22 protein-coding genes are annotated in these 22,174 nt (G+C 60.0%); 9 read left to right on the plus strand and 13 right to left on the minus strand.

The window, feature by feature from the left end; translation table 11 throughout:
- Window positions 1-58: 58 nt before the first annotated feature.
- On the minus strand, window positions 59-1,243 hold the full coding sequence (locus AN476_RS11800; RefSeq protein ID WP_054461790.1) for an aminotransferase class I/II-fold pyridoxal phosphate-dependent enzyme: 1,185 nt from the start codon (window positions 1,241-1,243) through the stop codon (window positions 59-61).
- A gap of 173 nt (window positions 1,244-1,416) precedes the next feature.
- Window positions 1,417-2,754: an amidase gene (locus AN476_RS11805; protein WP_054461875.1), complete on the minus strand. Its 1,338-nt coding sequence runs from the start codon at window positions 2,752-2,754 to the stop codon at window positions 1,417-1,419.
- A 153-nt stretch (window positions 2,755-2,907) separates the two neighbouring features.
- On the opposite strand from AN476_RS11805, the gene AN476_RS11810 reads away from it, so the two are divergent.
- On the plus strand, window positions 2,908-4,134 hold the full coding sequence (locus AN476_RS11810) for an FAD-dependent monooxygenase (protein WP_054461791.1): 1,227 nt from the start codon (window positions 2,908-2,910) through the stop codon (window positions 4,132-4,134).
- Between the two features lie 425 nt (window positions 4,135-4,559).
- Here AN476_RS11810 and AN476_RS11815 read toward each other — a convergent pair whose 3' ends face one another.
- From AN476_RS11815 to AN476_RS11830, 4 genes are all read right to left on the minus strand, one after another.
- Window positions 4,560-4,748 carry a Trm112 family protein gene (locus tag AN476_RS11815; RefSeq protein ID WP_054461792.1) on the minus strand — a complete coding sequence of 63 codons (189 nt, stop codon included), beginning with the start codon at window positions 4,746-4,748 and terminating at the stop codon, window positions 4,560-4,562.
- Window positions 4,745-5,389 carry an LON peptidase substrate-binding domain-containing protein gene (locus tag AN476_RS11820; protein WP_054461793.1) on the minus strand — a complete coding sequence of 215 codons (645 nt, stop codon included), beginning with the start codon at window positions 5,387-5,389 and terminating at the stop codon, window positions 4,745-4,747. Before AN476_RS11820 ends, AN476_RS11815 begins: the two co-directional genes overlap by 4 nt.
- A 26-nt stretch (window positions 5,390-5,415) precedes the next feature.
- Window positions 5,416-6,348, minus strand: coding sequence for a tetratricopeptide repeat protein (locus tag AN476_RS11825; RefSeq protein ID WP_054461794.1), 933 nt, complete (start codon window positions 6,346-6,348; stop codon window positions 5,416-5,418).
- A 256-nt stretch (window positions 6,349-6,604) separates the two neighbouring features.
- Window positions 6,605-7,393 carry an exodeoxyribonuclease III gene (locus AN476_RS11830; protein ID WP_054461795.1) on the minus strand — a complete coding sequence of 263 codons (789 nt, stop codon included), beginning with the start codon at window positions 7,391-7,393 and terminating at the stop codon, window positions 6,605-6,607.
- Between the two features lie 355 nt (window positions 7,394-7,748).
- Here AN476_RS11830 and AN476_RS11835 point away from each other — a divergent pair, with 355 nt between their 5' ends.
- Entirely contained in the window at window positions 7,749-8,858 is a 1,110-nt protein-coding gene (locus tag AN476_RS11835) for a TauD/TfdA family dioxygenase (RefSeq protein WP_054461796.1), read from the plus strand.
- A 141-nt stretch (window positions 8,859-8,999) separates the two neighbouring features.
- On the opposite strand, the gene AN476_RS11840 is transcribed toward AN476_RS11835, so the two are convergent.
- The gene (locus tag AN476_RS11840) at window positions 9,000-9,686 is read right to left on the minus strand and encodes a response regulator transcription factor (protein ID WP_054461797.1); all 687 of its coding nucleotides are present in this window, start codon (window positions 9,684-9,686) and stop codon (window positions 9,000-9,002) included.
- A 185-nt stretch (window positions 9,687-9,871) separates the two neighbouring features.
- Between AN476_RS11840 and ribA the strand changes: the two genes are divergently transcribed.
- Window positions 9,872-10,963, plus strand: coding sequence for a GTP cyclohydrolase II (gene ribA / locus AN476_RS11845; protein WP_054461798.1), 1,092 nt, complete (start codon window positions 9,872-9,874; stop codon window positions 10,961-10,963).
- A complete protein-coding gene (locus AN476_RS11850) occupies window positions 10,960-11,478 on the plus strand; it encodes a L,D-transpeptidase (RefSeq protein ID WP_253279891.1) in 519 nt (172 codons plus the stop codon). Before ribA ends, AN476_RS11850 begins: the two co-directional genes overlap by 4 nt.
- Here the strand turns inward: AN476_RS11850 and AN476_RS11855 are convergent, their stop codons facing one another.
- The 3 genes from AN476_RS11855 to AN476_RS11865 all read right to left on the minus strand — a co-directional run bounded on the left by AN476_RS11855 (window position 11,479) and on the right by AN476_RS11865 (window position 13,695).
- Window positions 11,479-11,874 carry a hypothetical protein gene (locus tag AN476_RS11855; protein WP_054461799.1) on the minus strand — a complete coding sequence of 132 codons (396 nt, stop codon included), beginning with the start codon at window positions 11,872-11,874 and terminating at the stop codon, window positions 11,479-11,481.
- Window positions 11,875-11,901: 27 nt separating this feature from the next.
- Entirely contained in the window at window positions 11,902-12,564 is a 663-nt protein-coding gene (locus AN476_RS11860; RefSeq protein WP_054461800.1) for a YggS family pyridoxal phosphate-dependent enzyme, read from the minus strand.
- A 120-nt stretch (window positions 12,565-12,684) separates the two neighbouring features.
- Window positions 12,685-13,695: a porin gene (locus AN476_RS11865; protein WP_054461801.1), complete on the minus strand. Its 1,011-nt coding sequence runs from the start codon at window positions 13,693-13,695 to the stop codon at window positions 12,685-12,687.
- 392 nt (window positions 13,696-14,087) lie between these two features.
- Between AN476_RS11865 and AN476_RS11870 the strand changes: the two genes are divergently transcribed.
- From AN476_RS11870 to AN476_RS11890, 5 genes are all read left to right on the plus strand, one after another.
- Window positions 14,088-14,576, plus strand: a complete 489-nt coding sequence (locus tag AN476_RS11870) for a DUF3576 domain-containing protein (protein WP_054461802.1) — start codon at window positions 14,088-14,090, stop codon at window positions 14,574-14,576.
- Window positions 14,577-14,672: 96 nt separating this feature from the next.
- Complete coding sequence (leuS, locus tag AN476_RS11875; RefSeq protein WP_054461803.1) at window positions 14,673-17,240, plus strand: leucine--tRNA ligase; 2,568 nt, start codon at window positions 14,673-14,675, stop codon at window positions 17,238-17,240.
- Window positions 17,227-17,751, plus strand: a complete 525-nt coding sequence (gene lptE, locus AN476_RS11880; protein WP_054461804.1) for an LPS assembly lipoprotein LptE — start codon at window positions 17,227-17,229, stop codon at window positions 17,749-17,751. Before leuS ends, lptE begins: the two co-directional genes overlap by 14 nt.
- Window positions 17,748-18,776, plus strand: a complete 1,029-nt coding sequence (holA, locus tag AN476_RS11885; protein WP_054461805.1) for a DNA polymerase III subunit delta — start codon at window positions 17,748-17,750, stop codon at window positions 18,774-18,776. The genes lptE and holA overlap by 4 nt, the downstream gene beginning before the upstream one ends.
- 92 nt (window positions 18,777-18,868) lie before the next feature.
- A complete protein-coding gene (locus tag AN476_RS11890) occupies window positions 18,869-19,462 on the plus strand; it encodes a glutathione S-transferase family protein (protein ID WP_054461806.1) in 594 nt (197 codons plus the stop codon).
- A 3-nt stretch (window positions 19,463-19,465) separates the two neighbouring features.
- Here AN476_RS11890 and AN476_RS11895 read toward each other — a convergent pair whose 3' ends face one another.
- From AN476_RS11895 to AN476_RS11905, 3 genes are all read right to left on the minus strand, one after another.
- A complete protein-coding gene (locus AN476_RS11895; RefSeq protein WP_054461877.1) occupies window positions 19,466-20,674 on the minus strand; it encodes a TIGR03862 family flavoprotein in 1,209 nt (402 codons plus the stop codon).
- A 93-nt stretch (window positions 20,675-20,767) separates the two neighbouring features.
- On the minus strand, window positions 20,768-21,382 hold the full coding sequence (locus AN476_RS11900) for an enoyl-CoA hydratase/isomerase family protein (protein WP_054461807.1): 615 nt from the start codon (window positions 21,380-21,382) through the stop codon (window positions 20,768-20,770).
- A complete protein-coding gene (locus AN476_RS11905; protein WP_054461808.1) occupies window positions 21,379-22,128 on the minus strand; it encodes an SDR family oxidoreductase in 750 nt (249 codons plus the stop codon). The genes AN476_RS11900 and AN476_RS11905 overlap by 4 nt, the downstream gene beginning before the upstream one ends.
- Between the last annotated feature and the right edge of the window lie 46 nt (window positions 22,129-22,174).

A 22,174-nucleotide genomic window follows, 5' to 3' on the forward strand; every position in this document is an offset into this window, starting at 1 on the left:
TCACCGGTCATTTTGTATTGGCAAGGCCCCCCACCCAGCAGGGAGCCATCGCAGTCGTTCAATTGTCGTACAGACAGCGCCGCAGTTTGGTCAGCGCCTCCCGTGTCACCTCGGGCGCAGCCACCAGGGCCACCCGAATATAGCCAGCGCCGGGATTCTCCGCGCCGTTGCCCTGCGCCAGATAGGCACCGGGCAGGACCCGCACGCCGGTCTCCTGCCAGAGCTTCAGGGCAGCGGCCTCGCCATCGGGCACGGGCAGCCACAAGAAGAATCCGGCCTGGGGCGAGACGTAACCTGCGAGCCCGGCAAAAACCTCATCCGCGATTTTGTACTTCTCGACATAGAGCGCCCGATTTTCCACCACATGGGCCTCATCCGCCCAGACCTTTGCGGCAGCAGCCTGCAAGGGGCCCGGCAAGGGCGCACCGGAATAGGCGCGCAGCTGCTTGAGCCGTTTGATGTTTTCCGGGCCAGAGGCAATCACCCCAGAGCGCAGCCCTGGCAGGTTGGAACGTTTGGAGAGCGAATTGAACAGCACCAACCGTTCCGGGTCCGCCCCCATTTCCTGCGCCACGGTAAGCGCCCCGGTCGGAGCTTCATCACGGTAGATCTCACTGTAGCATTCATCGGCAAAGATGCAGAAATCATGTTTTTCTGCCAGAGCAATCAGCCGCTGCCAATAGGCCCGATCCGCGACCGCCCCCTGAGGGTTGGCAGGCGAGCAGATATAGGCAATGGCCGTGCGCTTGAGCAGCTCCTCCGGCAGGCTTTCATAGTCTGGCAGATGATCGGTCGCCGCAGTCGCCGAAAGGAAGACTGGCTCTGCAGCGACAGACAGGCTGGCCACCATATAGACCTGATAAAAGGGGTTCGGGATTAGGATCGCTGGCTTTGTGCCCGCCTTGGTCTCAGGGCACAGCGCCATGGCAGCGTTATAAAGCCCCTCGCGGGTGCCGTTCAGCGCCATGATCTGGGTTGCCGGATCCATGGTGACGCCGTAACGGCTGGCAATCCACCCCGCCATGGCGCCGCGCAGCTCGTCCGAGCCGTCATTGGCCGGATAGCTGTTAAAACCGGCTGCATTCTCAACGATGACATCCGTCACCCATTGGGGAAACTGGTGTTTTGGCTCGCCAATGGTCATATGCACCACGTCGCCGCCCGGCGTGTGATGGTCCAAAAGCGCCCGCAGTCGCGGAAACGCATAGGCTGGCAGGTTCGCAAACCGCTCAGGGAAATTCATAGCTGTGCCTCAAGTTCGGGATCATTAACGCCCCGTTTGCAATCAAATTACAGAGCATGAACCGATGCGTCCAGCCGCAGTATGCGGCGCAGGGCATTTCTGTGGCATTCCAGCCAGACTACTGCGAAGAACCCACCCCCCTTTTCTCGCGCAGCACAACCCGCAGCCCAAGCTCAATCAGCCGCCAGAGCCGCTTCGAGGCCGATGCCAACCCGCAACAGGGCCTCTTCGCAATCGGGCTGGCCCAGCACCTGCAGGCCACAGCTGGGCGTGCCGGTAGGCAGGCTCAACCCACAGGTTCCCATCAGATTGCCGATACGGGTGTTGCGTAGGGTCAGTAGGTTGGCCTGCACATAGTAGTCCTCTTCTTGCAGCAGGCGGTTCAGATTTGGCGGCAGGATTGGGCAGCTGGGGGACAACACCCCATCAAAGCCCGCAGTGACCTGATCCCAGGCCATGCGGCAGTTTTCGAGCCTGCCCCATGCAGCAACATAATCCGCACCGGAAAAATTTGCGCCCGAGCGGAAGCGTTCGAGGATCTTGTTGAACATCACCTCCGGGTTGGCTTCGATCACCTCTTTCCACAGCCCATAGGCCTCGGTGGTGAACAGAATCGCACTCAGTGCCATGGCCTCCGCGAGCTCTGGCACCTCCAGCGGCACAATCTCGGCTCCAGCGGCGCGCAGCTTTTGCAGAGCATCGGCATAGCTTTGAGCGACCAGGGGATCCAAATCCTCCTGCGCTATGGTCTGCAGGTCGGCAAAGCGACGCCCCTTGAGGCTGGTGTCGCCGCGCAGATCTGGCCCCGATGTGCCCTCCAGCAGCCCCAGGAACAGGCCCGCATCCTCGACCGAGCGCACCAGCGGACCGATGGTGTCGAACTTGAGGCACAGCGGCACCACCCCTTCGAGGCTGATCCGGCCAGAGGTGGTTTTTAGCCCCACCAGATCATTCCAGGCCGAGGGAATGCGCACCGATCCGCCCGTGTCAGAGCCAATCGCCCCGGCCGCCAGATCAAAAGCCACCGAAGCCGCCGCCCCAGAGGAGGAGCCGCCCGGAACCGCCGATTCGTCATTGATGCAGGGCGGTGTGGCTTTCACCGGATTGAGCCCAAGTCCGGAAAAGGCCAGCTCGCTCATGTGGGTCTTGCCCAGGCATACACTGCCCATGGCTGTGGCGGTCTCCAGAACCAGTGCATCCTGCTCTGGCACCCGACCCTTTAACAGATCCGATCCTGACTCAGTCGCGCTGCCCGCCGAATCAAACAAGTCCTTCCAGCTGATCGGCACCCCGTCCAATGGCGAGCGTCGCAGCCCCATCTGCGCCCTCTGTGCAGCGGCATCAGCCTCGGCCAGAGCACGCTCACGGGTTACTTCGCTATAGATACGATCGCGATGGGGGTGACTGTCGATGGCGTCCAGAAAGCGCTGCGTCAGGGCAACCGGATCAATCTCCTGCGCTGCAATTCCCCGTCCCAGATCTGCGGCACTCATCTTTAGCCAGTCCTGCATCGTCATCTCTCCCCTCGGTTTTTCAGGACGGTAGCCTCCTACCCCAAAACGCACAATCCCGAAGCCAATAATCAGCAGGATGCAGCGGCTGAGATTCGCCGAATTGCACGCAACCGGCATGGACAATTCCGCTAATCGGCGCATAGTGCGGGCATGAAAAACACATCCGATATTCTGATCGTAGGGGGGGGGCTGAATGGCCCAGCCCTGGCTTTGGCTCTGGCGCAGACGGGCCATAGCGTCACCATTGTCGACGCCCTGCCCAGGGGCGGGTTTGAGGATGAAGATTTTGATGGGCGGGGCTATGCTCTGGCCCTGGCCTCGCAGCGCCTGCTGGATCAGATTGGTATCTGGCCAATGGTCGCCGAACAGGCCCAACCCATGCTGGAAATCAAAGCCAGCGATGGCCATGCCGGTGAGGGCGCATCGCCGTTTTTCCTGCATTTCGACCACCGCGAGATCGAAGAAGGCCCGATGGGCTATATGCTGGAAGACCGCTATCTGCGCCGCGCTCTGCTGCGGGCTCTGAAGGGTGAGCCGGGTATCACCCAGCTCAACGAGGCCCGCGTTGTGGCCCAGGAGGCGGATCAGACCGGAGTGACTCTAACCCTGGAGAATGGCGAAACCCTGCGAGGTGGTATTTTGGTCGGCGCAGACGGGCGCAAGAGCGGCACCGCAGCCCGCGCCGGGATCACCCGGAGCGGCTGGGACTACGGCCAGACCGCGCTGGTCTGCGCCATTGATCATGAAAACCCGCACCATGGCATCGCGCATCAATTCTTTATGGAGCCCGGCCCGCTGGCCATCCTGCCGCTGCCGGGCAACCGTTGCTCCATCGTCTGGAGCGAGAAGACCGCAATGGCCGAAGCCATCCATGGTCTGGATGATGCCGAGTACATTGCCGCGCTCAAACCACGATTTGGGGATTTCCTTGGCGAGATCTCCCTCGCGGGCAAGCGTTTCACCTATCCGCTCAACCTGACCATCGCCAACAGTTTCATTGGCACGCGCATGTCGCTGATTGGGGATGCCGCCCATGGCATGCACCCGATTGCCGGACAGGGGCTGAATGCTGGTCTGCGCGATGTGGGTGCCTTGGCCGAAGTGCTAACCCTCGCCAAACGCCGCGGTGAAGATGTCGGCTCCTCACTGGTTCTGGAGCGTTATCAACAATGGCGCCGCTTTGATACGGCGACACTGGTGGCCAGCACAGATCTGGTCAACAAACTGTTCTCCAACGACAACCCGCTGCTGAGAATCGGGCGCGACCTTGGCATGGGTATGGTAAACAGCCTGCCCGGCCTCCGGCGGGGCTTCATGCGAGAGGCCGCCGGGCTGACCGGCGATTTGCCACGCCTGCTCAAGGGAGACCCTATTTGACGCTCTTTATGCAACGCTAAAAAAGCGGCTCCCGCCCATGCCATCAACACCAGAGGTGTTGTGATCTGGTTGGGCCGAGCGCCTTGCCTTTGGCAAGGCGCTGCACCGATCACCGCTTTAGTATGCTGACTCCTCAACGCTAAAAGGGAAATCCAACACCCCCGACCTGTCGCCCGCGCCCGCGCTGGGCCACCACATTAGAGAGCTGGCTGCGCGCTGTGCGTCAGCACAGCGCCGGGCCCAAGGCCGCCAAGGGGCCCCTGCGGGGGCGGGAGCCCCCCTTTGCCAAGCAGAGCGACAGGCAGTTTTGCCAGAAAGCCCAGAGCATACACTCCTCAGCACCTCTCTGGCGGCACTGCCAACACATCGGCGGCACGGATAGCAAGAGAGAGCCGGGAAAGCCCGTAGAGAGCTACCTGGGAAACCTAGTCGATCACCCGCGCTTCATCGACAAGCATGACAGGAATACCATTGCGGATTGGAAAAGCCAGATTGGCCGCCTTGGACCGCAGCTCCTGCGCCTCGGCATCATACTCCAGCGTGCCTTGGGTTTGTGGACAGACCAGCGCCTCCAGCATGCGGCGATCAAAGCTCACCGGTTTTGCATCACTCATTGCAAGATATCCTCCTGTGCGCCGCCTCTCAGGCCAAACTCGATTAATGTCACCAGCGTTTCGCGCCTTTTGGCAAGACAAGGGGCCTCTAGCAAGGCCTGTTTGTCTTCCGGATCAAACTCCAGCATCATGGACAGCGAATTGATCAACAGTTCATCCTCGGCCTCTTTCAATGAGCCCCAATCCGTCGACAATCCCTGCGTCGTCAGAAATCGCTCCAGCAAGGCCAGAAAACCGGCGCGATCAAACGCGGGATCCACCTCGCCGGCACTGGTAAGATCCCGGTCAAAACCCGTCCAGCTCACATCACAGCGCCGATAGGGGCTAAAGCCTGTGACCTCCCCCAGAACGCGAAACCGGGACAGGCCCGACAGAGTGACCAGATAGCGCCCGTCCTCGGTCTCGGAGAATTGCGTAATCCGCCCAGCACAGCCAACCGCCTGCAGCGCGTCTTCCCCCGGCGAGGTCGCGCAGGGTTGAATCATGCCGATCAGGCGCTCCGGCGTCTTCAAAACATCCTCAAACATCTGCAAATAGCGGGGTTCAAAGATATGCAGCGGCAACCTGGCCCGGGGCAATAGAATTGCCCTGGGCAGTGGGAAGACAGCAAGAGTGTCTGGCAGACCTGCGATATGAAACATCCTACTACTGTAGGGCAGAGCCCCGTTTAGGCAAATATCAATGAGCTCAGCTTGCGACGCCCATTCAAAACCACCGGATCATTTGGCTGCAACGCATCAAAGATGGTAAAGAGCTGCGCCTTGGCAGCGCCATCGTTCCACTCACGATCACGACGGAACAGTTCCAAGAGTTCAACCACGGCAGCCTCGGCATCGCCAGCGGCATGCAGGGCCTGCGCCAGTTCAAACCGCGCTTCAAGATCCTCCGGGCTGGCCGCGACTTTGGCGGCCAGGTCTGCAACCGGGCCAGCGCTTTCCGCTTGTCGCGCCAGTTCAATTTGGGCCCGCGCCGCATCGATCTCAGCCGCATCCGAAATCTCTGCTGGAGCCCCATTCAAAACTGCTTCGGCCTGGTCCAGATCGCCCAGCGCAATATGCGCCCGCGCCAGCCCCCCATAGGCTGCAGCACTCTTATCATCTTCGCCGATGATCGCGGCAAAGGTCTGTGCCGCATCGCTGTGATCACCATCCGCCAGCATTTGCTCGGCCACCTCCAACGCTTCGGCCAAACCACCATCGGCGCTGCCACCGCCCGCCTCGATCGCCTTATTCACAAAGGCTTCGATCTCACTTGGCGGGACATTGCCCTGGAACATATCAATGGGGCGCCCCTCGACAAAGGCGACAACGGTTGGGATTGATTGCAGCGGCAGCCCCTGCTGCGCCAGAGCCTGTGCTAGGCGCTGGTTTTCATCCACATTGACCTTAGCCATGGTCACCGCACCTTTGGCTTTAGTCACAACCGCTTCCAAAGCCGGGCCCAGGGTCTTGCAGGGGCCACACCAGGGCGCCCAGAAGTCAACAATCACCGGCGCCTGCATCGAGGCCTCAACCACATCCTGCATAAAGGTCGCCTCACCGACGTCCTTGATCAAATCACCTGCGGGGGCCGCGGTGCCCGCTCCGCCAATAATATCCATTGTCTCAATTTTCTCCGTTTGAAGCTTGGCCCCTATATGGAGCCCTGAAGCACAGAAACCAAGAGAGGAGTTCGCCACAGCCTTCCCCTCTTCGCATTTCTGATGGCCCAAAGCACATCACACGAGACCGCAAAAAGGCGCAACCGCGCCGCGCGTCAGCGCGGCGCCGGGCCCAACGGGAGGCGGGCCCAACGGGAGGCGGGCCTCTATGATGCCCAAACAACGGGCGGGAGCTCCCCCTGCCCTTCAAGCAGGCTTACAGATCAAAAGTCGCAAAAACCGGCGCATGGTCACTGGGTTTTTCCCAACCCCGCGCGGCGCGCAGAACCCGGCTGGAATGTGCCGCCTGGCGAATATCCCCAGTAGCCCAGACATGATCCAGGCGGCGCCCCTTGTCAGCTGCGTCCCAATCCTTGGCCCGGTAGCTCCACCAGCTATACAGCAGCCCCTCGGGGATATCTGCCCGGGTCACATCCGCCCAACCGCCAACCTCCTGCACCTCTGCCAGCAGATCCACCTCCACTGGCGTGTGGCTGACAATTTTCAACATCTTCTTGTGATCCCAGACATCATCTTCGCGTGGCGCGATATTCAGATCCCCTACCAGGATGGACTTCTCCGGGCGCTCAGACTTGAACCAATCCCGCATCTCACTGAGGTAATCCAGCTTTTGGCCAAATTTCTCATTTATCTCGCGGTCGGGTTTATCCCCCCCGGCCGGCACATAGAAGTTGTGCACCGTGACGCCATTTTCCAGCCGCCCCGCGATATGGCGCGCATGGCCCAGATCGGCAAAATCCTCAGCCCCAGCCTCCTCAATCGGCAATTTCGACAGAATGGCGACGCCGTTGTAGCCCTTTTGCCCGCGCGCCACCATGTAGCGATACCCTAGCGCGGCAAAGCCCTCGGTTGGGATCAGGTCCACCGGGCTTTTGCACTCCTGCAGGCACAGCACATCCGGGCCTTCCTCCTGCATAAGTTTCTGCACCAGACCTTCGCGCAGGCGGACAGAGTTGATGTTCCAAGTGGCAAGGGTAAAGGCCATACTGTGTCTCTCTTCCTAGATGGGTTGCCCGGAGCATGCATGAACAGAAGGGGAACCTCTAGACTGGAAAATCAAAGATTCACCATTTTCTGAACCAGATGTGGGTGCATTGTGAAATTTGCTTGCATTTTTTCACATGATTTTCCAAAGCTGCCTAAACGACCCTTCACATAAGAGGCCTCGCGCAGTGCCACGCTCCTCCGTCCTCGGGCAACGCCCAGGGCATCCCTATAAAAAAGCCTATGACTGGTGGCCACCCCCGGTTGGATCTGTCTGAGCCAAAGGGCTCGACCGCTATTCCGCTACAGACCTGCCCACCATGCCCGCACGCATGCTTTTTTATGGAGGCCTATCCATGGCCAATGCCACCCTGCGTTCTGACGACGCCCTTGTTCACATCACCTTTGCCGATGGCAGCAGTGCCGATTTCCCCTATATCTGGCTGCGCGACAACGATCCCGCCGGTTTCCACCCGCAGACCCAAGAGCGCATCACCGACCTTACCGCCATTCCGCTCGACATCACTCCGGAAAAGATCGAGACCGACAGCCAGACCTTGACCATCTGGTGGCAGGGCGACGACACCATAACACGGTTTGAGTTCGGCTGGCTTAGCGGCCACCGCCCCGGCCGGGCGGCCAACGACCCGGCGCGCACCGGGTTTCTACACTGGCGCCGGGATCTGGGCGCCGATGGCATTCCCCGCGCCAAGGCGGATGAAATCCTGGCCTCGGATCAGGCACTGCAAGACTGGCTGGTCCAGACCCAAAAATACGGGCTCTCCATTGTGGAAGGGCTTGCTGATAGCACCGCAGCCGGGATGGATGTCGCCCGCCGCATCGGCTTTCTACGGGAAACCAACTTTGGGGTGACATTCGAGGTCCAGTCCAAGCCAAACCCAAATAATTTGGCCTATACCCCGATTGCCCTGCCGTTGCACACCGATCTGACCAACCAGGAATTGCCCCCCGGATTTCAGTTCCTGCACTGCCTGGCGAACGAAGCAACCGGCGGCGGCTCGCTGTTCTGTGACGGCTACGCCATTGCGGAGGATCTGCGTGCAACAGACGCCGAGGCCTTTGCGCTTTTGTCCACGGTCTCGATCCCGTTCCGGTTCCACGATCAGGACACCGATATTCGCAATCGCAAAAAGGTCATCAATCTGGACGAAGAGGGCCAGATCATCGAAATCTGCTTTAATGCGCATCTGGCCGATATCCTCGACCTCACGCCCGATCTGATGACCCGTTATTACCGCGCCTATCGTCAGTTCATGATCATGACCCGCAGCGCCGATTATCTGGTCACACTAAAACTCAAAGGCGGCGAGATGGTGGTGTTTGACAACCGCCGCGTCCTGCATGGACGCGATGCCTTTGACCCGCAGACTGGATTCAGGTACCTGCATGGCTGTTACGTCGATCGCGGTGAATTTGAAAGCCGCCTGCGCCTGCTGCAAAGCTGATCCCAAACAAAAAAGGGCCGGGCGCGAAGCCCGGCCTAGTCCAACAGGGAGGTGCATGTCATGACCCGGACATGCGCGGGATACGAACAGATATAAAGGTGCCTCAAAAATGCGTCTTTGACCTATGTCAATATTGGCACCCTAGCTGATCAGGCGATAGCCACCGGACTCTGTCACCAGAATACGGGCATTGGAGGGATCGGGCTCGATCTTCTGACGCAGACGATAGATATGGGTTTCCAGGGTATGGGTGGTGACCCCCGCGTTATAGCCCCAGACCTCGTGCAGCAGCACATCGCGCGCCACCACGCCATCGGTTGAGCGATAAAGGAACTTGAGGATGTTGGTCTCTTTCTCGGTGAGACGGATCTTGCGATCATCCTCGGTCATCAGCATCTTCATCGAGGGCTTAAAGGTATAGGGCCCAAGGACAAATACCGCGTCTTCTGATTGTTCATGCTGGCGCAGCTGGGCTCGGATACGCGCCAGGAGCACCGGAAATTTGAAAGGTTTGGAGACATAGTCATTTGCGCCGGCATCCAAACCCAGAATGGTATCGGAATCGCTGTCATGGCCGGTCAGCATCAGGATCGGCGCCTTGACGCCCTGCTTGCGCATCAGACGGCACAGCTCGCGCCCATCCGTGTCCGGCAGGCCCACATCCAGGATCACCAGATCATACAAACCCTCTTTGACGCGCTCCATGGCGCCCTGGCCATTTTCAGCCTCAAAGACATCAAAGTCTTCGGTCATCACCAGCTGTTCGCTCAGGGCCTCGCGCAGGTCCTCGTCGTCGTCCACAAGTAGAATCTTTTTCAGTTGCGCCATGTCCGTACTCTCCTGCCTTCAGTCTCCTGTTTCATGACTGACAGATGCGCCTCCCTCATGCAAAGGACAAGATATGCTGCAAAAGCCTCACGCCGTCGTGTCCGCAGCAAAGGATTTGTTTCACTTCTGTCGAAATTGGGCCTAGGAAAGGTCCGTTATAGTGTACCAACCGCTGGATCTGCTGCATGAGCCTGATGCCCTCCATGATCGAACTGCTGGCCCGCGCACGCGTGGATCTGCGCATGGGCCTCCCCGTTGTCCTCATCGAGGAGGGTCAGGCTGCCCTCGCCATTGCCGCCGAGAGCCTGTCGCAGCAGAGGTTCGAAGACATGTTGGCTCTGGGGGAGGTCACCCTGGCTCTGACCGCGCGGCGGGCCGAGACGCTTAAAGCCCGCGCCTATGACGGAGATACCGCCCGCATCTGCCTGCCCGACAGTGCGACCCTGAGCTGGATTCAGGCGCTGGCCGACCCGGCGGATGATCTCAAAGCGCCAATGAAGGGCCCGCTGATCAGTGCCCGCGAAGGCAGCGCCGCGCTGCATCGCCTCGCCATCGCTCTGGCCAAATCGGCACGTCTTCTTCCTGCGGCCCTTCTGGTGCCACTGCAGGGCGCAGGCGCTCAATTTGCCGCCGATCATGGGCTTACCCTGCTCCCGCAGGCAGCCGCCGAGCCCCTGATGAGCCAAAGCTCGCCCCTGCATGCGGTTGCCGCTGCCCGGCTGCCGATACAGGCCGCTGAAGCCGGACGTCTGCATATCTTCCGGCCCGAAGATGGTGCCGAAGAACACTATGCCATCGAGATTGGTCGCCCCGATCGCAGCAAGCCGGTTCTGGCGCGACTGCATTCGGCCTGTTTCACCGGCGATGTGCTGGGCTCGCTCAAATGTGACTGCGGCCCGCAGCTCAATGCGGCCCTGGGTCAGATGGGGGCGCAGGGCAGTGGCGTTCTGCTCTATCTCAACCAAGAGGGCCGCGGCATTGGGCTCGCCAATAAGATGCGCGCCTATTCGCTGCAGGATCAAGGGTTTGACACGGTCGAGGCCAATCACCGCCTAGGATTCGAAGACGACGAGCGGGATTTCCGGCTGGGCTCTGCAATTCTGAAAGAGCTGGGCTTTTCGCAGGTGCGGCTGCTGACAAATAACCCCAATAAGATTGCGATGATGGAAAAAACCGGCATCAAGGTCGCAGAACGGGTCGAACTGAAGGTCGGAGAAAACGCTTTCAACGCACAGTATCTGGCCACCAAGGCCGCCAAATCCGGACATATGCTGTGAGCCGCCAGCCCTATTCTGCCGCGGATCTGGTGCTGACCAGGCAAGGTCTGCGCTTTGCCGGGCGCCTGTTGCCCTGCAGTATCGGCAAGGGCGGGATCTCGGATCACAAGCGCGAAGGCGACGGGGCAACCCCCACCGGCGTGCATCATATCGTCGGAATGCTCTATCGCCCTGATCGCATCGCACCGCCCAATGCCTGGGCCCAGCCAATCGGTCCCCGTGACCTGTGGTCGGATGACGGGCGGGACAGCCAGTACAACACCCAGGTCACCGCGCCCTACGGCTATAGCCACGAGCGCCTGCGGCGGTCAGACCCGCTCTATGATCTGGTGCTGATACTGGATTGGAACTGGCCGGATGCCGTGCCAGGCCGGGGCTCTGCCATTTTCATCCATCAATGGCGCCGCCCAGGATATCCGACCGAAGGCTGCATCGCCTTTGACCGCAGCGATCTGCATTGGCTGGCCGCCCGCGTGGTGCCGGGCAGCCGGGTTATTGTCCCCAATCTGGTATAATTATTCAGGATAGCGGCGCTGCGCTGTGGCCCGCGCCAGAACCTTGCCGCCCTTGCGCGCTGTCACCGTCCATTCATAGGTATGAACCCCACTCGGGGGACAGGGGCTTTTGTAAGTGAAGCTGCCCGCAGGAACGGTCCCATCGCCAGACATTGCGATCCGCTTGCTGCCGCCGTGGTTATAGCTGGGGACATTCAGATCCTTGAGACGAAATTGCACCGAAGTGGTCCCCTCAGGCAGGCCCCTGAGCACAAAGGCAGGGTTTCCCACCTTGTTCGGGTTGCCAGTGGTGCAGCTCGGAATATTACCCCAAGAGGAAAATTTCAGCGAAAGCTCCCCGGCCTGAACGCCCGTTGCGCCCATCAGGAGAGTCAGTATCAGAATGGCTTTCTTCATCGTTACGCGTCTCGCACTTGTTAAGGTCTAGCTCACTTGCCCATAGGCCCTGGCCCCAAAAATGGCGGAACCAACCCGGACATGGGTAGCACCATGGGCGATAGCAGTTTCAAAGTCACCACTCATCCCCATGGAGAGACCTTGCAATCCATTTCGAACGGCCATTTCCCCCAGTTGCCTGAAATGATCGACCGCCTCTTCTGAAACCGGCGGGATACACATCAGACCCTTGATTGGCAGATCCAAAGCGCGGCATTCGGCGATAAACCCATCCGCCTCTGCCGGGAGGATACCAGCCTTTTGTGGCTCGGCCCCGGTGTTGACCTGGATGAACAGGTCGGGGCATTTGCCCAGGTCCTGCGCCAGCCGCGCCAGGGTCTTGGCCAGCTTGGGACGATCCAGGGTGTGGATTGCGTTGAACAGCTCCATCGCCTGACGCGCCTTATTGGTCTGCAACGGGCCAATCAGATGCAGGTCCAACCCTGTGAACCTCTGAGCAAAATCGGGCCATTTGCCCATCGCTTCCTGGACGCGATTTTCACCAAAGCAGCGCTGTCCCTCTTCCAGCACTTCAGCGACCCGGTCGTTTGGCTGAACTTTGGAGACCGCGATCAGGGTCACTGATCCCGTGGGTCGATCAGCAGCAGCCTCTGCCACTGTAATACGGTTTTTGATTTCTTGCAGCGACATTTTGCATTCTCCGGTTTTTACGCCAGATCAACACTGTTTGGCAGCAAATGTTAAGAGCCAAACGAAAAGGGCGAGCTCTGTAAAGAGCCCGCCCCCAATTCACGCTAAGCGTAGTTCAGCTTAGAAGCTGAAGTATACACCAGCCTGGAACTGGTTGTCGTCATCTGCTTCGTCAACATAGCCAGCAACGAAGGTAGCGCCGCCACCCAGGTCGTACTGGTAGTTGATGCCGAAGGAGGTGCCGTCACGGCCGCCGTCGCTCTTGGTGGTCGAAACCGAAGTAGGCGCGTCGTTGGAGTTAACCCAAACCAGGATGTTCGACGCTGCGCCGATGTCCATGTTGCCTTCCAGAGTGATCGACTCGTCGGAGTCGGTTTCACCGTAGGCGATACGTGCACCGAAGGCACCGAAGTCACCGCCAGCAGCAACAAAGGTGATGTCGTTTGCAGCAACCGAAGAGGACTGAGCAGCAGCAGTTACATAGTAGTCCGAGAAGGAGTATGTAACCATGATGCCGGTACGGTCTTCGCCGCCAGCGGTACCCAGAACGGTGCCGCCGTTACGCTGGCTGTAGGAAACGTGGCCGGTGAAACCGCCAACGGAGTACAGAGCTTCGATGCCGTTGGAACCGTTGCCGCCGGAGGAATATGCATCCCAAGCAGCGCCTTTGATGGCCAGGGAGTGGAAGCCCATGCCGTCGATGCCGGTGCCAGCGGAACGAGTACCGGTGGTGTACAGGCCAGGTGCGTTTTCAACAGCACCGATGATGTTGCCAACGTTGACAGCCAGGCCGCCGTAGGTCACGCCAAAGCGGGCGCCGTTGGCTGCGGTTGTGCCGGTTGTGGAACCAGTGGTGGTGCCGGGGTTCGAACCACCGTTCACGAGGCCATCACGGCTTTCGGACTGCAGACGGAAGCGAGCGTTGAAGCCGATGCCGCTGTCAGTTTCGGTGGTCATGTCGAACTGCAGACGCAGACGGCTGGTGATGTTGGTGTCGGAAACGCCAGCAACCAGTTTGTTTGCGGAGTTATAGTCCAGGCCGAAACGGCCGTAGCCGGACATACGAACGTCGGCAGCTGCTACGGAAGCAGTGGCGATCAGCGCGGTAGTCGCGAAGAGAACCTTTTTCATCGATTTTTCCCTCGGTTTTCAATTCTGATGCCCAAACCGGGGAATCCGGTGTGGGTATGACAAGGGGTTTCGCTTTTTCACCCCCGTTTTGGCAAGAGTGCCCCATCCGCCAGCCAGCATTGCCCTGCAGGATGGTGCAGCTTTGCCACAGTCTTATGCCTCGCTCCCGACTTCGCAGTCTGAATCCCGTTAATTCCTTAACAATGGCGCATCTTTGCAGCCGACGCCGAGCCCGCCTGTCCCTAGCTGTTCCTGCCTGCAATGGGTTGTGGCCTATATATAACTGTCCCGCCGCACGATTCGCAGGAAGCTGCCTGCAGGTGCTAAACCCCTTGCTCCGCTGCCCGTCGATACGGTAGGAGTTTCGCAAGATACTGGCGCCGGGAGCGAAGATGACACTGCACAAGATAATTCAGACAGCCTTGGTTGGGACCCTGTGCCTGGGCGTATCGGCCTGTGGCGGCAGCACCGGCTCAGCCCCCAAGATCGCAAACAGCCCCGAAGAATTTAACGACGACATCGAGGCCTCCCGAAGCAATAAATCCTCCTTTTGGGATCTCTTCGGCGGAACACCGGATCAAAAAGTTCAGGTCAACCGCTACCTGTGGAATGCCTCCCTTGATGTTCTGGAGTTCCTGCCAGTGCAGTCGGTTGATCCTTTCACCGGCGTCATCGTGACGGGTTACGGCACCCCTCCCGGCAGTGGTCGCGCCTATCGTGCCACCGTGCATATCAAGGACCCAGCCCTGGACGCGCGTTCGTTGAACGTATCGCTGCAGACCAAAGGTGGGCGCCCCGTTAACGCCTCGACCACCCGCGCGGTTGAAGACGCCATCCTATCGCGCGCCCGTCAGCTGCGCATCAATGACAAGAACCTCTGACGCCCAGCGACGAAGCTCTGGAACAGAGATCAAAACAACAGTATTACAGGCGCCGGGTCACCACCCGGCGTTTTCATTCTTAAAGGACCTGTCGTGATGTCGCGCTACGCTGCCACTAAAATCGAAGAAAAATGGCAAAAAGCCTGGGATGAGGCCGGGATTTTTGAAGCCAAGCGCACGCCTGGCAAAGAAAAATACTACGTGCTCGAGATGTTCCCTTACCCATCGGGTAAACTGCACATGGGCCATGTGCGCAACTACACCATGGGCGACGTGGTGGCGCGCTACAAAATGGCCACCGGGCACAACGTTTTGCACCCCATGGGCTGGGACGCCTTTGGCATGCCCGCCGAAAATGCCGCCATGGCCAGCGGCGGCCATCCCAAGGATTGGACCTACGCCAATATTGAAGCGATGAAGGACCAGATGAAGCCCCTGGGCCTGTCGCTGGACTGGTCGCGTGAATTTGCCACCTGCGATGAAGACTACTACGGCCAGCAGCAGGCGCTGTTCCTGGATTTCCTGGAAAAAGGCCTGGTCTACCGCAAAAACGCCGTCGTCAACTGGGATCCCGTAGACATGACCGTTCTGGCCAATGAACAGGTCGAAGGCGGTCGCGGCTGGCGCTCTGGCGCGCTGGTGGAGCGGCGCGAGCTGACCCAATGGTTCTTTAAGATCTCCGACTATTCCGAAGAGCTGCTCTCGGCCCTGGACGGGCTGGAGAACTGGCCTGCCAAGGTGCGCCTGATGCAGGAAAACTGGATCGGCAAATCGCGCGGGCTGCAATTCGGGTTTGAACGCTGCGATGGCGGTGCCCCGATTGATGTCTACACCACCCGCCCCGACACTCTGATGGGTGCCTCTTTTGTGGGTATCTCGCCAGATCACCCAATTGCCAAAGAGCTCGAAGCCAAATCACCTGAAGTGGCTACATTTGTTGCGGAATGCCGCAAGGGTGGCACCACTGAAGAGGCCATCGAGACTGCCGAGAAACTGGGTTATGACACTGGCATTCGCGTCAAACACCCGCTGAACCCGGATTGGGAACTGCCCGTCTGGATCGCCAATTTCATCCTGATGGATTACGGCACCGGCGCCATTTTTGCCTGCCCGGCGCATGACCAGCGTGACCTGGATTTCTGCCGCAAATATGACCTGCCGGTGCTGAACGCCTTTTACGCACTGGATGACGCCGCTCCTGTGGCGAATGAAGCCCTGGTTCCGGCTAAATCGGAAAAGGTCCGCTGGGTCGATCACTTTGCTGGCCTCACCGAGACCACCGGCGAAGAGGCGATCAATACCACCGTTGATTTTGCTGAAAAGGCAGGTTGGGGCGAAGGCGTCACCAAGTATCGTCTGCGCGACTGGGGCCTGTCCCGCCAGCGGTACTGGGGTTGTCCGATTCCGGTTGTGCACTGCGAAGACTGCGGCGTGGTGCCGGAAAAGAAAGAGAACCTGCCCATCGCCCTGCCCTATGACGAAGACGGCAAGGCGATTGATTTCTCAGTGCCGGGTAATCCACTGGATCGTCACCCCAGCTGGCGCAACTGCGCCTGCCCGAGCTGTGGCAAACCGGCCCAGCGCGAAACCGACACCATGGATACCTTTGTGGACTCATCCTGGTATTTCAGCCGCTTTACCGCGCCACATGCCAAAACACCGACGATTCTGCCCGAGGCTGAATACTGGATGAATGTGGATCAGTATATCGGTGGTGTGGAACATGCGATTCTGCACCTGCTCTATGCCCGCTTCTTCTCGCGGGCGATGAAGATCTGCGGCCACTTGCCCGACGGCTGCGAAGAGCCCTTTGACGCACTGTTCACCCAGGGCATGGTGACCCATGCGATCTATCAAAGCGAAGATGACACTGGTCGCCCGGTCTATCACTACCCCGAAGAGGTAGAGCTGCGTGACGGTCAGGCCTTCCTCAAAGAGGGCGGCGCAGCGGTTAAAACCATCCCTTCGGCAAAAATGTCGAAGTCCAAAAACAACGTGGTCAATCCGCTCTCGATCATCTCCTCCTATGGTGCCGATACCGCGCGCTGGTTTGTGCTGTCCGATTCGCCCCCCGAACGGGACGTGGAATGGACCGCCTCCGGGGCCGAGGCCGCCTATAAGCACCTCAACCGGGTCTGGAACCTCTGTGACAAGATCGGCGAGATGGCGCCCGGCGCCGCAGGCCAGGGCGACGAGGAACTGCTGCGCGAGATGCATAAAACCATCCGTGATGTGACCCTAGGCGTTGAAAGCTTTGGCTTTAACGCTGCCATCGCGCGGCTTTATGGCTTTACCAATACCCTGGCAAAATCCAAAGCAGGGCAGGCTGCGCAAAAGCAGGCCATCATGACTCTGGCGCAGCTGATGTCACCGATGGTGCCGCATCTGGCCGAAGACATCTGGAACCATCAGGGCGGTGAAGGCCTGATCACTACAGCCCCCTGGCCCATCGCGGATGAGGCTATGCTGGTCGAGGCCTCTGTCACTCTGCCGATCCAGATCAATGGCAAACGCCGCGGCGAAATCACCGTGGCAAAGGATCTGGCCAAGGATGAGGTTGAAAAAATCGCGCTGGCGCATGAAGCTGTGCAAAAGGCGCTGAATGGCGGCGCCCCAAAGAAGGTAATCGTGGTGCCGGGTCGTATCGTAAATGTCGTTGCTTAAACAGCCTCTGCTGATCCTCACGCTGGCCGCCTCTTTGGCGGTCAGCGCCTGTGGCTTTACCCCGGTGCATGCGCCGGGCGGCAGCGGCCATGCGCTCTATGGCGCGGTGGATATTGCCCGTCCTGATCTGCCGGATGCCAGTGGCGACCAAAATGCCTATTTCCTGGTCCGGGATTTGGAGCAGCGTCTGGGGCGGAGCAGCAATGGCCCCTACAAGCTGGACCTGACCCTTTCGACCCGCCAAGAGGGCCAGGCCATCACTGCGGATAATTCGATCACCCGCTATTCCATCATTGGTGCCGCCGGTTATAGCCTGGTCCGTCAATCAGATGGTGTGGTGCTGGCCAGTGGCAGCGAGACCAGTTTCACCGGTTATTCCGCCACCGGATCCACCGTAGAAACCCTGGCTGGTGAACGCGACGCTTTTGAGCGTCTGATGCGTATCCTTGCGGATCAAATCGCCGCACGGCTGCTGGCGACAGCGGATCTGGCCACCTCAGCCGCCGAATGAAGCTTTCGCCGCGCGACACCGAGGCCTATTGCGCCAAGCCCGATCCTTCCAAAACCGGGCTGTTGATCTATGGCGCAGATGCCATGCGGGTGGCGCTGAAACGCCAGCAGATGCTGGCCGCCCTGCTGGGCCCCGGCGCGGATGAGGAAATGCGCCTCACCCGGATGCCCGGCTCGGATCTGCGCAAGGATCCAGCGCAGCTTTTGGATGCGGTCAAAGCCGTTGGCTTTTTCCCCGGCGCCCGCGCCGTCTTTGTGGAAGAGGCCAATGACACCGCAGCCCCCGCAATCCTCGCCGCCCTTGAGGAATGGCAACCGGGAGACGCGCAGATCATCGTCACTGCGGGCCAGCTCAAAGCCACCTCAAAGCTGCGCAAGGGGTTTGAAACCCATTCAAACGCCTATGCCACCGGGATCTATGACGATCCGCCCTCACGTGCCGAGATCGAGCGCATTCTGAGCCAAGCCGCGATTCGGGATGTACCCGCTGACAGCATGTCGGCGCTGACAGATATCGCCAATGATGTCGGCCCTGGAGATTTTTCCCGCATGGTGGAGAAGCTGTCGCTTTATAAACATGGCGACGGCTCCGCCCTGGCGCTGGAGGATATCCAGGCCGTCGCCCCACAGTCCACCGAAGCAGCCCTGGATGATGTGCTCAACGTGGTGGCCGAAGGGCGCACCGCCGAAATTGGGCCATTGATCAGCCGGTTGCAATCCCAGGGCACCAATGCGGTGACGCTGTGTATTGGAGCCACCCGGCATTTTCGCACGCTGTATTCCGTTGCCGCCGACCCCGGCGGCCCGGCGCAGGGCATTGGGCGGCTGCGGCCGCCTCTCTACGGCAAACGCCGCGACAGGGTGCTGCGCCAGGCCCAGGCCTGGGGCGCCGACCGGTTGCAGCGGGCCCTGACCATCCTGACAGATACCGACCTGTCACTGCGCTCGGCTGGGCAAACCGCTCCGGCCCTGGCGCTGATGGAGCGCGCCATGATCCGTCTCTCGATGCTGGGACGCTCCCGCTAACGTCGCGCCTCCCTCTTGCTATGCCCCAATGGGCTTGACCTGCCCTTCTCAGGCTTCATCTTGGCGGCAAGAAATCAAAGGGAGAGATCATCATGTATACCGTCATCGGCACACCTATGTCGCGCAGCTTCCGGGTGCTTTGGGCCCTGGAAGAGCTCGGTCAGCCCTACGAGTTGACCCCGGCGCTGCCACAAAGCCCCGAGATCCGGGAGGTCAATGCCAGCGGCAAGGTGCCCGCCATGATCGCAGAGGGGGAGGTGATCACCGATTCGACGGCGATCCTCACCTATCTGGCGGACAAACACGGAAAGCTGACGGCGCCTGCGGGCACAATGGCGCGGGCGCATCAGGATGCCATGACCCAGCGATTTCTGGACGAGCTTGATGCCGTGTTGTGGACAGCGGCGCGTCACAGCTTTGCCCTGCCCAAGGAGCAGCGCGTCCCAGAAGTAAAACCCAGCCTGAAATGGGAGTTCAACCGCAACCTCGACCAGATCGCGGCGCTGATCAAAGGCCCCTATGTGATGGGAGAGGCGTTTTCGCTGGCCGATATCGTTCTGACCCATTGTCTGAACTGGGCCTATGGTGCCAAGTTCCCGGTCGAAAATCAGGCGATGCTGGCCTATGGCAAATCCATGCGCGCGCGCCCCGCGCATCAGCGGGTTGCGGCGCTGATAAAAAAATAGCGCCTAAGCCTTTGGGGACTGCGCCGCAAGATAGCGCGCAGCTCCCTGCCCGGCCCAGCGCCCGGTGGCCAGACAGGCGGTCAACAGATAGCCGCCTGTTGGGGCTTCCCAGTCCAGCATCTCCCCGGCACAAAAACGGCCGGGGTATTTTTCAAGCATCAGGTCCGCGTTCAGTTCCTGCCAGGTTACGCCACCCGCAGTCGAGATCGCCTCATCCATCGGGCGCAATCCCGCGTGCGTCACCGGCAGCGCCTTAACCAGGGCGGCCAGACCACCGGGATCCTGCGGCAGCGGGCGGCCAAATTCCTGCAATAGAGCGCTCCGAGCCGCTCCCAAGTTCAGGCTGCGACGCAAATGATTGGTCAAGCTGGCCTTACCACGCGGGCGCGCCAGACGCTTTGCCACCTCTGACTCGGCAAGATCCGGCAGCAGATCCAGGTGCAGATCTGCGCCCTCGCGCACAGCTGCACTGACAGTATAGAGCCCGCCGCCTTCCAGCCCGCGTTCAGAAATCACCGCCTCGCCACGCGATGCACTGCGGCCCGCCTGCCATTTCACCCCTTTTACAGGCTGACCGAACTGGGCCCGCATATGGGGCGACCAATCGACCATCAGACCCGCGTTGGACGGTTTGAAAGGCGCCAGCGCAATGCCCTGCCCTGCCAGGATCTCGCTCCAGGCCCCGTCAGAGCCCAGCCGCGCCCAGCTGGCGCCGCCCAGCGCCAATACCGCGCTGCGCGTCCGAATTTGTTCTGCCCCCTCCGGCGTGTCAAAACACAGATCTGCGCCTTGCCACCCGGTCCAGCGCCAGCGGGTCTTCCAGATCACCCCCTGGGATTCCAATCGGCTGAGCCAGGCGCGCAGCAGAGGCGAGGCTTTCATCTGTTTGGGAAACACCCGCCCGGTAGAGCCTGTAAACAGCGCCTGCCCAAGCCCCCGGGCCCAGTCCTGAATTGCCCCCGCATCAAAGGCAGAGACCATGGGCGCAAGCACGGGTGCCGCGGTGCCATACTGCGCCAGCAGCTGGTCCAGTGGCTCATCCTTGGTCAGGTTCAACCCGGATTTCCCGGCCATCAGGAATTTGCGCCCCAAGGAGGGTTTTGCCTCGACCAGCAGAACAGTGTGGCCGGCAGCCGCCAGCTCACCAGCAGCCATCAGGCCCGCAGGCCCGCCACCAATCACCACCGCGTCCCAGAGCTGCTTGTGATCCATCTGATCCTCTTTCCTGATCGCCACCTCGGCCATCTCTGACGGCGCATCTACGCAAGATACCGCCAAAAGGCGAGGCTCCTTTGAGGCGGAACCTTACCTCTGGCACATCTCCAGAATGCCTGTAGCAATTTCGGGTTTTGCTGCCAGGGAATCAGCCAGCAAAAGCTGCGCCTGCGACATCAGCTCTTCCGGCTCCACCAAACGATCGACCAGCCCCCAGGCACAGGCCTCTGTGGCTTCAATCTTTTGGCCGCCAGCCAGAATCATCTTGGTGCGGGCCGGACCAATCAGCGCCCGCATGCGCCCCGCATCGGAGGGCTGCGGCAGATAGCCGAGTTTCATCACCGGATAAAAGAACTTGGCCCCGGAAACCGCCAGGCGGATATCACAGGCCAGTGCCATACCATTGGCCCCCCCGGCCAAGGTGCCGTTGAGCGCCGCAATCTTGAGGCAGGGCACCGCTGCCAATGCCGTCGACAGGCGTTCCCAGACAGATGAGGTCGCCAGACCGGCGCGGGCTTCATCCAGATCAGCTCCGGCGCTGAAAACCCCACCCGCCCCCGTGAGGATCAGCCCCCGAGCCGCTTGAGCGCGAGTTGCAATATCGACCAGCTCTTCCAGCATTGCGGTGGTCAGCGAATTGGCCTTTTCCGGACGGTTGATGGTGACGGTCCACAGACCGCCTTCGGATATATCCAGATCAATCATATCAGACCAACCCGGCGACGAATCAGATCAAGCCGCAGCGAGACCTCATCTCCCAGGAAATCATCCGCATCCGGGCCGCACATCCACAGCAGGGTTTTCGCTGGCCATTCCGCAGGGATATGGTCTTTCCAATTGATCTGACTGACGGGGTTTATGCCGCTGGACTTGATCTTGCGCTGCATTTCGGTGGCCACGGTGCCCGGCGATAGGCTGAGAACACGAATGCCATTGTCGGCCTCTTCCAGATGCAGAGCCTTGGTCAACATCAAGACACCCGCCTTTGAGGCGCAATAGGCGCTCCAGCCTTCGAGCGCATTATAGGCGGCACCCGAACCGATATTGATGATGGTGCCGCCAGAACCGGACTTCATCAAAGGCAGTGCCGCGTGGATACCGTTGAAAACGCCCTTGATATTAACATCCATCAACTGCCCCCAGGCCGCCGGGTCCGCATCTTCGATCCGGGCAATCGGGTCGATGACGCCGGCGTTGTTGATCAGCACATCCAGACTGCCAAATGCCAGGTGCGTTTGTTGCAGGGCTGCGGCCACCGCTGCGGGATCTGAGACATCACAGGCAAAGGCCAGCGTGTTTCCGCCGATCTCTTCGCAGAGCGCCGCCAGACTGTCCGAGCTCCTTGCTAGCAAGGCCAGATTGGCCCCGGCTTCGGCAAAGACGCGGGCCGCATCTGCTCCGATGCCCCGACTCGCCCCAGTAATGACAACTGTTTTGCCCTTGATATCCATCAGTTAAATCTCCAAATCCTCTAATTCCAAATGTGGTAAACTGCTT

Origin of the sequence: Phaeobacter sp. 11ANDIMAR09 (assembly GCF_001294455.1) — a bacterium.
Lineage (GTDB): Bacteria > Pseudomonadota > Alphaproteobacteria > Rhodobacterales > Rhodobacteraceae > Pseudophaeobacter.

Bases quoted from the DNA above. Each gene is read 5' to 3' on its own strand.
- AN476_RS11800 (WP_054461790.1), bottom strand. From the start codon at position 1,243: ATGAATTTCCCTGAGCGGTTTGCGAACCTGCCAGCCTATGCGTTTCCG.
- AN476_RS11805 (WP_054461875.1), bottom strand. From the start codon at position 2,754: ATGCAGGACTGGCTAAAGATGAGTGCCGCAGATCTGGGACGGGGAATT.
- AN476_RS11810 (WP_054461791.1), top strand. From the start codon at position 2,908: ATGAAAAACACATCCGATATTCTGATCGTAGGGGGGGGGCTGAATGGC.
- AN476_RS11815 (WP_054461792.1), bottom strand. From the start codon at position 4,748: ATGAGTGATGCAAAACCGGTGAGCTTTGATCGCCGCATGCTGGAGGCG.
- AN476_RS11820 (WP_054461793.1), bottom strand. From the start codon at position 5,389: ATGTTTCATATCGCAGGTCTGCCAGACACTCTTGCTGTCTTCCCACTG.
- AN476_RS11825 (WP_054461794.1), bottom strand. From the start codon at position 6,348: ATGGATATTATTGGCGGAGCGGGCACCGCGGCCCCCGCAGGTGATTTG.
- AN476_RS11830 (WP_054461795.1), bottom strand. From the start codon at position 7,393: ATGGCCTTTACCCTTGCCACTTGGAACATCAACTCTGTCCGCCTGCGC.
- AN476_RS11835 (WP_054461796.1), top strand. From the start codon at position 7,749: ATGGCCAATGCCACCCTGCGTTCTGACGACGCCCTTGTTCACATCACC.
- AN476_RS11840 (WP_054461797.1), bottom strand. From the start codon at position 9,686: ATGGCGCAACTGAAAAAGATTCTACTTGTGGACGACGACGAGGACCTG.
- ribA (WP_054461798.1), top strand. From the start codon at position 9,872: ATGAGCCTGATGCCCTCCATGATCGAACTGCTGGCCCGCGCACGCGTG.
- AN476_RS11855 (WP_054461799.1), bottom strand. From the start codon at position 11,874: ATGAAGAAAGCCATTCTGATACTGACTCTCCTGATGGGCGCAACGGGC.
- AN476_RS11860 (WP_054461800.1), bottom strand. From the start codon at position 12,564: ATGTCGCTGCAAGAAATCAAAAACCGTATTACAGTGGCAGAGGCTGCT.
- AN476_RS11865 (WP_054461801.1), bottom strand. From the start codon at position 13,695: ATGAAAAAGGTTCTCTTCGCGACTACCGCGCTGATCGCCACTGCTTCC.
- AN476_RS11870 (WP_054461802.1), top strand. From the start codon at position 14,088: ATGACACTGCACAAGATAATTCAGACAGCCTTGGTTGGGACCCTGTGC.
- leuS (WP_054461803.1), top strand. From the start codon at position 14,673: ATGTCGCGCTACGCTGCCACTAAAATCGAAGAAAAATGGCAAAAAGCC.
- lptE (WP_054461804.1), top strand. From the start codon at position 17,227: ATGTCGTTGCTTAAACAGCCTCTGCTGATCCTCACGCTGGCCGCCTCT.
- holA (WP_054461805.1), top strand. From the start codon at position 17,748: ATGAAGCTTTCGCCGCGCGACACCGAGGCCTATTGCGCCAAGCCCGAT.
- AN476_RS11890 (WP_054461806.1), top strand. From the start codon at position 18,869: ATGTATACCGTCATCGGCACACCTATGTCGCGCAGCTTCCGGGTGCTT.
- AN476_RS11895 (WP_054461877.1), bottom strand. From the start codon at position 20,674: ATGGATCACAAGCAGCTCTGGGACGCGGTGGTGATTGGTGGCGGGCCT.
- AN476_RS11900 (WP_054461807.1), bottom strand. From the start codon at position 21,382: ATGATTGATCTGGATATATCCGAAGGCGGTCTGTGGACCGTCACCATC.
- AN476_RS11905 (WP_054461808.1), bottom strand. From the start codon at position 22,128: ATGGATATCAAGGGCAAAACAGTTGTCATTACTGGGGCGAGTCGGGGC.